Below are 8033 nucleotides of genomic sequence, written 5' to 3'. Positions count from 1 at the left end.
TAGCCGACGTGCTCGCCCGCCTCCCGGACCACTCCGCCAAACGCCTCAACGAGCTACTGCCCTGGAACTGGAAGGCCAGCCACCCCGTCACATCCCTGGCTCACGCGGCCTGACCGCCGAAACCCTCAGCGGGATTACAGTGACGCGGTAGCCCGGATCTGCGGTACTGGCCGGATGCGTACGTTTGACGACGCACTGCCGCTTCTAAAGCGCGGCGGGTTTACTGAGGGCTCCAACATTAAAAGAAAACGATCAATGGGTTTGCGCCCGAGCACAGCGAGCGCTTGGTTTCGGGCAATGCTGACTCGCTTTTGCAGCTGGAACGAAGGTTTTGCTCCGTAATAGGCGGCATGAGTGTCCCCTAAATCGTAGAGCACAACGAACTGCTCACGAATGATTGTTCAGTGGTGGTTGCGCTATCATTTTGTATTGACACCAACGGTCGAGACCGCTGACATGGCGGGAAGGGTCGCACAGCTGTGCTGAAGTCGACCACGCTCGGGAGGGCACCTATGACGAACCGACGGGAGTTTATGACGCTGGCTGGCGGCGTGGCCTTGAGCAGCTTCTTGCCCCTCGGCCCTGCCTGGGCGGCCGGCAACGCCATCAAGGTTGGCTATAATGTCGCCACTCTTGCCAACCCGTTCTTCCAGGGCATGACCAAGGGCGTGGTGGATGCGGCCAAGCAATTCCCGCAGATGACCTTGCTGAACACCAACGCCAATGGCGATGCCAACACGCAATCCACCATGGTGGTTGACCTCATCAACCAGGGCGTCGACGCCCTGATCCTCAATCCGATCAACGCCAATTCCATTGTTCCGGTGGTGGAGCGTGCCCACAAGAAGAACATTCCGGTCTTCACGCTCGACCGCGGCGCCGCTTGTGGCGACTGCCAGAACAACTTCCTCGAAACCGACAACGTCGCCATGGGGCGCGAAGGCGCGCAGTTCGTCATCGAAACGTTGAAGAAGCGCTATGGGACGGTCAAAGGCAATGTGGTCGATCTCGTGGGGCTGATCGGCACCACGGCAGGGGACGATCGCGACAAGGGTTTTATGGACGTGTTCAATAAGGCTGCGGCCGAGAACCCGGGCCTGAAGCTGATCGCCCGCCAGGAAGGCAAGTTCGATCAGGAAACTTCGTTCAACCTGATGAGCCAGATCATGGCCGCGAACCCACAGATCGACGCCGTGTTCAACGGCAACGACGACAATGCGGTCGGTGCCGTGCGGGCCATCCGCCAAGCCAGTCGTGCGGTGCCGATGACAGATCCCAAGCACATCGTGGTCATCGGCATCGACGGCACCCGGCAGGCTCTCGCGGCCATCCGCAAGGGCGACATGGACGCGACCTTGTCGCAAAACCCGCTCGCCATGGCGGCGCAATCGGTCAAATACGTCGACGCGTTCTTCAACGGCGACAAAGCCAGCATTCCAGCCCATCAGTTCTGGCCCCACATCCTGATCACCAAGGACAACATCGATAGTGACACGGTGAAGACATACGGCCTTTGGGGCGAACAGGTCTGATCACGATTGGCGTCGTCGATGTCTGACCTGCTCGCGATGGAGGGCGTGTCGAAGTCTTTCGTCGGTGTACCTGTGCTCACCGATGTGTCGCTCACGGTCGTCCGCGGTGAGGTTCTCGGCATCGTGGGTGAAAACGGAGCCGGCAAGTCGACGCTGATGAAGGTCCTGGCCGGCATTCATCGCACTGACGCAGGCATCATCAGACTTGAGGGGAAAACCTTCGAGCCCGGTGGTCCCGGCGATGCGATCCGAGCCGGCATCAAGGTGGTGCACCAGGAGCTTAGCCTCTTTCCCGACCGCACTGTGGCCGAGAACATCTTTGCCGGTGCCTTGCCTCGCACTGGTTTCGGCACCGTGCGTCAGGGACAGTTGATGCGGGACGCGCGCGCCGTTTTGGCCCGAGTCGGCCTCAATGTCGCGGCGAGCGCGAAGTTGCGCACGCTGTCGCTGGCGCAGCGTCAACTGGTCGAGATCGGCCGCGCCTTGTCGCAGCAGGCGCGCATCATCATCATGGACGAGCCAACCGCAACGCTGACGGGCCACGAGGTCGAGTTTCTGAAGGGTGTGATTGCCGGGCTCAAGGCTGAAGGCGTCGGCATCATCTTCATCAGCCACCATCTCGAAGAAGTGTTCGCGATCTGCGATCGCGTCGCCGTGATGCGCGACGGGCGCTGCGTCGACATCCGGCCTGTGGGCGCCTGGACCGAGGATGCCATGGTCCAGGTGATGGTGAACCGGCCCATCGACAAGTTCTTTCCCAAGCTCGATATCGCGCCGGGGCCGGTGCTGATCGAAGTCGAGCGGCTCGCCAGCGATCGGCGCTTTCACGACGTTTCGTTTCAAGTAAAGGCCGGTGAAATCTATGGCCTTGCAGGCCTTGTCGGTGCCGGTCGCACCGAGGTGTTGAAGACGATCTTCGGCGCCCTGCCACTGACGGCCGGCATGGTCCGCATCGCAGGCCAGGACCATCGCCCGCATTCGCCGCGCCGATCCCTCGCGGCCGGCATTGTCCTGACCCCGGAAGACCGTAAGGCGGAGGGGCTCGTGCTGCCGTTCTCGATCCGCGCCAATATCGGCATGTCCACCCTCGGCAAGTTGGCACGCTTCGGTGTCATGTCGCGGCGCGCCATGGTGCAGCTTGCCGATCAGTCGATCCGGCGTTTGCGCATTCGCACCACATCGTCTGCCCAGGAGGTTCGACGCCTGTCTGGCGGCAATCAACAAAAGGTCGTGCTGGCTCGCGCCATGTCGGTGACGCCGCGCGTCTTCATGCTGGATGAGCCGACCCGGGGCGTCGATGTCGGCGCCAAGGTTGAGGTCTACACCCTCATCGGCGAACTCGCGGCCGCCGGGGCCGCGATCCTCATCGTGTCGTCGGACCTGCTGGAGCTGTTGGGACTATGCGACCGCATCGGCGTTATGCGGGCCGGCCGGCTCGTGGGCGAGGTTGACCGGTCCGACTTCTCGCAAGACCGCATCATGTCGCTCGCGGCGATCGGATAAATCGATGACACTCAAGGATTCCGCTCGCCTCGGCGACGTGGCCGCCCCGCGGAAGCGCTTCGCGGTCGATTTCAGCGACCTCACTGTGCTGATCGTGTTCCTCGCCATCGTGGTCTATCTGACGCTGTCGACCGCTTCTTTCATGTCGACCGCGAATCTTCTGGCGATCCTGGTCGCAACCTCGCTGATCGCCGTGGTGGCCTGCGGCCAGACCTTCGTGATCATTACCGGAGGCATCGACCTATCGTCGGGCTCGGTCGTGGCGCTTGCTGGCGTGGTCACCGGCATGGCGCTCCAGGCCCATGTGCCGATGCCGCTCGGCGTCGCGATCGGCGTCGGGGTCGGGGTGGCCTGCGGGCTGTTCAACGGCCTCGCAGTCACGTTTCTCGGCATGAACCCGTTCATCGTCACCTTGGCCGTCATGGCCATGGCGCGCGGGCTTGCCTTCATCCTGCCGGGGGGGGCCACGATCTTCGGCTTCGACGACAGCTTCGACCAGATCGGCGGCGGCCTCATCGGGCCGCTGCCCATCGCGGGGATCATTTCGCTCGCGGCGTTGCTCGTCGGGGCCTTCGTGCTCGGCAAGACGGTGTTCGGCGCCGAGGTCTACGCGGTCGGCGGCAACCGCGAGGCTGCCAACATGACCGGCATCCCGGTTCGACGCACGCTGATCCTTGTATATCTGATCTCGGGGGCACTCGCCGGGCTTGGCGGCGTCATTCTCACCGGCCGGCTCGATTCGGCGCAGCCCATCGCGGCGCAGGGGTTGGAGCTGAATGCCATTGCGGCCGTGGTCATCGGCGGGGCTTCGCTGTTCGGCGGGCGCGGCTCCATGCTCGGCACGATCCTTGGCGTGTTGCTGATCGGCGTCATCAACAATGGGCTGACGCTGCACAACGTCGAACCGTTCTGGGTGCAATTCATCCAGGGCGCCGTCATCTTCCTGGCGGTGCTGTTCGACTCGCTCAACACCAAGCGTAAAGCGGCCGGCTAAACCGGCTGCTTCACGCATCGGCCGTCATTCCGGGGCGCCAAAGGCGAACCCAAAACCGGGAGCTCCGACCTGCCGCCGACGAGGCTCCCGGTTTCGGATCTCCGCTCCGTCCGGAATGACGGTGGCGTTCACCACAGGATCAACCCCGATGAAATACCGTCTGCTTGGCCGCTCGGGCCTGAAGGTTTCGGCCATCACCATGGGGACCTTCACGTTTGGAGGCCAAGGCGCCTTCGCAATGACGGGCCGCCAGGGCGTGCCGGAAGCGCAACGCCTGATCGGCACCTGCCTCGAGGGTGGCATCAACCTGTTCGACACCTCGAATATGTACTCGCTCGGTCTGTCCGAGGAGATCCTGGGGAAGGCACTCGACGACAAGCGCCACGACGTGCTGATCTCGTCGAAAGCCCGCATGCGTATCGGCGATGGTCCGAACGACGAGGGTGTGTCGCGCTTCCATCTGATCCGCGAATGCGAGCGCAGCCTGAAACGGCTCGGACGTGACCATATCGACATCTACTATATGCACGAGTGGGATGGGCAGACGCCGCTCGAGGAGATGCTGTCCGCACTCGACTTTCTCGTGCGCCAGGGCAAGGTTCGCTACATCGGCTGCTCGAACTATTCGGGTTGGCACATCATGAAGGCGCTCGGAGTGAGCGATCTGCATGATTATCCCCGGTTCGTCACCCAACAGATCCACTACACGCTCGAAGCGCGCGAAGCCGAATACGAGCTGTTGCCGATTTCGGTCGACCAAGGCCTCGGCGTGCTGATCTGGAGTCCCCTCGCGGCGGGGCTGCTGTCGGGCGCACACCGGCGCGACCAGCCCGTAGCGCCCGGCTCGCGCCAAGAGAAGGGCTGGACCGAGCCGCCGATCCGCGACATGGAGCGGCTCTGGACCATTGTCGACGCCTTGGTGAAGCTTGCCGAGGCGCGTGGGGTCTCGGCCGCCCAGATGGCACTGGCCTGGGCGCTCGAGCGTCCCGGCGTCACATCGGCCGTGGTGGGCGGCGAAACGGAAGCGCATTTCCGCGACAATATCGCGGCGGCAGATCTCGTGCTGACCGATGACGAGCGCAAGGTGCTCGATGACGTCAGCGCCCTGCCGATGATCTACCCTTATTGGCACCAGGGCCAGTTCGCCCGTGATCGCTTCAGCGAAGCCGATTGGGCGCTGCATCGCGGCAACCCGTGGGCGCTGGCGTCCTCATAGGCCGCCAGCACTCCATCGCTTTAAAAGAACCCACGTCCTCGAAGCACGATGGAGGTGCTGCCGACGACAAAGCGGCGGCATCAAAGCTAGCCGTCTAATCCATAGCGAAGACCGATACGCCTCGGTCTCAGCTTTGATGCTCCGGTGCAACCTCATCGAGGGTTCGGTGGCGTCGCGAGCAATCTGATTGTAGAAGGCTCTGCTGAACTCTTTTCGGTTGAGGAGGTCACATGATCGTAGCAACGACAAACGACATCGCTGGTCACCGAGTCACGCGTCATCTCGGCGTTTGTCGTGGCATCACAGTTCGATCGCGCAGTGCGCTTGGCAATATCGGAGCCGGTTTTCAGGCCCTCTTTGGTGGTAATGTCAGCATCTATACTGAGCTTGCTGAGAGAGCTCGGCAGGAAGCTTTCGACCTCATTATCACGCATGCGCGCGATGCGGGTGCAAACGCCATCACTGCGATGCGCTACGATGCCAACGAGATCGCCGACGGCATTACGGAAGTGCTGGCTTACGGCACGGCTGTCGTGATCGAACCCGAGTGAAAAGATTGGGAGGGCTCGAGGGCACGGTGCCGGAAGGTTGCAGCGCGAGCCAAGATCTCGCGCTTGAGTCTTTGACGCGCCGCGTTGCTGAGCTTGAACACCGGCTTGACATAATGAAGATCATCGTCGGCCTTGTTCTGACCGGCAAGCTTCTCCTATTGCTTCTGTTCGTCTACATTCTTTTCGGAAATGGTTTGCCGCGCGGCGGTACTGCAGTTCGGTCTACCACTCAGGCCGCGACGCTGCTACAAAGGTGATCGCGAAACGCAACGGCGTTCATCCAGGCAATGGCAAGAGCCGAGACACTCTTAAGCCTCACCATAGCTTCAACCGCGACCGCAGATCCTCGACCTGCTCCGGCGTAAGCGGGCGCGTGTCGCGGCCGTGCAGCATGAGGGTCAGCTTGGCGGTTTCTTCCAGCTCCTCCGTGGCATAAACCGCATTGGCGAGACTGGTGCCGGCCACCACGGGGCCGTGATTGGCGAGCAGCACCGCATGGTGTTTGCCGGCGAGCTTGGCGACCGCACGGGCGAGGCTGTCGTCGCCGGGCGGATGGTAGGGCACAAGAGGCAGGCGGCCGACCCGCATGATGTAATAGGCCGTCAACGGCGGCAGGCAGTCACACGGGTCGAGCCCATGCAGGCACGATACCGCGACCGAATGCGTCGAATGGAGGTGGACCACGGCGCCCGCGCCCTGCCGCTCGGCATACATGACACGGTGCAGAAAAGCTTCCTTGGTGGGCGGGTCACCGCTGACGAGGTGGCCGTCGTCGCCGATGTGCGACAGTCGCGCCGGGTCGAGCTCGCCAAGCGAGGCGTTGGTGGGGGTCATCAACCAGCCGCCATCGGGATGACGGACTGACAGGTTGCCGGTGGAGCCGAAGGTGAGGCCGCGGCCAAACAGCGAGGCGCCGCAGCGGCACACCTCCTCGCGGAGAGAGGCATCGCTCATCGCAGCAAATCCCAGGCTTTCAGGAAAAAGTCGGGCGCGCCGAAATTGCCCGACTTAAGCGCCAGGGCCAGGTCGGGTGCGCCGACGGAGCGCGTCCACGGCACGCCGGGGTCGATCTCGGGGCCGATGGTCAGGGCCGAAACGCCGAGCGCCTGCACCACGGCGCCGGAGGTTTCGCCGCCGGCGACGAGCAGCCGCCGCACGCCACGCACGACCAGCCCGCGCGCGACTTCGGCCAAAATCGCTTCGAAGCGCTCTCCCGCCCCGGGGCCGAGAAGTGCCTTGGCCTGAGCGATCGCGTCGGGGTCAGCGCTGGACGACACCAGGAGGGGGCCGTCGCCGGTCTGCGTGGCGACCCAGTCGAGCACGCGGGCCGCCGGGTCGTCCTCCTGCGCCAGGGCGGCATCGACGGCGAAGAACGGCATGCCGGCGTCCCGCGCCGTCGCGACCTGAGCCCTGGTGGCGGCCGAGCAGGAGCCCGACAGGATGGCGGCACGTCCGGCTGGGGCCGCCATGCGGGCCGGCGGCGGGTATAGCTGCGGCATCAGCCCGGCCGCCACATAGGCCGCCGGCAGCCCCATGGCGATGCCCGAGCCGCCCGTGACGAGCCGGTGGCCCGCTATGGCCGCCCCGATGTCGCGCAGGTGCCGATCGGTCACGGCATCGACGATGCAGAGCCCGCGGCCTTCCCGGTCCTCGCGGGTAAGCGCCGCCGCGATGCGCTCCGGGCCGGTATCAACGTCCGCGAAGCCCACGTGACCCACCGGGCGCCGCGACTGCCGCGCCAGCACGCGTCGGAGGTCCGCGTCCCGCATCGGATTGAGCGGGTGGTCTTTCATCGGACTTTCGTCGAGCGGCACGCCGAGCACGAAGAGCTGGCCGGCGTAAATGGTCCGCCCCGCGCGCGGAAAAGCCGGGCAGGCCACGGCCACGCCGCCGCCGAGCCGCTCGAGCAGCGCCTCGCCCACGGGGCCGATGTTGCCCGCATCGGTCGAGTCGAAGGTCGAGCAATATTTGAACAGGATGCGCTCGGCGCCGAGCCGCTGCAGGGCGTCGAGCGCAGCAAGCGACTGCGCCACCGCGTCCCCGGCTGGGATCGAGCGTGACTTCAGCGCCACCACCAGCGCGTCCACCTCCGTGACGTCGAGGTCGGGCCGGGGCACGCCGGTCGACTGCACCGTTCGCATGCCCTCCTGGGCAAGGGTCAGCGCCAGGTCGGTCGCGCCCGTCAGATCGTCGGCGATGCAGCCAAGCAGCATGGAGTTCCCTCGAATGATCGACGG

The 8033-nt window shown here is 64.3% G+C and carries 8 protein-coding genes; 6 read left to right on the top strand and 2 right to left on the bottom strand.

Features of this window, described 5'->3' with window-relative positions; translation table 11 throughout:
• Positions 1-512 precede the first annotated feature (512 nt).
• From P7D22_RS15795 to P7D22_RS15770, 6 genes are all read left to right on the top strand, one after another.
• Positions 513-1532: a sugar ABC transporter substrate-binding protein gene (locus tag P7D22_RS15795; protein ID WP_319935213.1), complete on the top strand. Its 1020-nt coding sequence runs from the start codon at positions 513-515 to the stop codon at positions 1530-1532.
• 18 nt (positions 1533-1550) lie between these two features.
• Positions 1551-3035, top strand: coding sequence for a sugar ABC transporter ATP-binding protein (locus P7D22_RS15790; RefSeq protein ID WP_319935212.1), 1485 nt, complete (start codon positions 1551-1553; stop codon positions 3033-3035).
• A gap of 4 nt (positions 3036-3039) precedes the next feature.
• Positions 3040-4029, top strand: coding sequence for an ABC transporter permease (locus P7D22_RS15785; protein WP_319935211.1), 990 nt, complete (start codon positions 3040-3042; stop codon positions 4027-4029).
• 148 nt (positions 4030-4177) lie between these two features.
• A complete protein-coding gene (locus tag P7D22_RS15780) occupies positions 4178-5245 on the top strand; it encodes an aldo/keto reductase (protein ID WP_319935210.1) in 1068 nt (355 codons plus the stop codon).
• A 230-nt stretch (positions 5246-5475) separates the two neighbouring features.
• Positions 5476-5796 carry a YbjQ family protein gene (locus tag P7D22_RS15775; RefSeq protein ID WP_319935209.1) on the top strand — a complete coding sequence of 107 codons (321 nt, stop codon included), beginning with the start codon at positions 5476-5478 and terminating at the stop codon, positions 5794-5796.
• Between the two features lie 113 nt (positions 5797-5909).
• The gene (locus P7D22_RS15770) at positions 5910-6053 is read left to right on the top strand and encodes a hypothetical protein (RefSeq protein WP_319935208.1); all 144 of its coding nucleotides are present in this window, start codon (positions 5910-5912) and stop codon (positions 6051-6053) included.
• A gap of 58 nt (positions 6054-6111) precedes the next feature.
• Here P7D22_RS15770 and otnC read toward each other — a convergent pair whose 3' ends face one another.
• Positions 6112-6750 (bottom strand): 3-oxo-tetronate 4-phosphate decarboxylase, encoded by a 639-nt coding sequence (gene otnC, locus P7D22_RS15765; protein WP_319935207.1) that lies wholly within the window; start codon positions 6748-6750, stop codon positions 6112-6114.
• On the bottom strand, positions 6747-8009 hold the full coding sequence (gene otnK / locus P7D22_RS15760) for a 3-oxo-tetronate kinase (protein WP_319935206.1): 1263 nt from the start codon (positions 8007-8009) through the stop codon (positions 6747-6749). Before otnK ends, otnC begins: the two co-directional genes overlap by 4 nt.
• Positions 8010-8033: the final 24 nt, after the last annotated feature.

The sequence above is a fragment of the Lichenihabitans sp. Uapishka_5 genome, assembly GCF_033947565.1.
Taxonomy (GTDB): domain Bacteria; phylum Pseudomonadota; class Alphaproteobacteria; order Rhizobiales; family Beijerinckiaceae; genus Lichenihabitans.
Note: the sequence above shows the minus strand (reverse complement) of the source record. Positions and strands in the feature narration are given on the sequence as shown.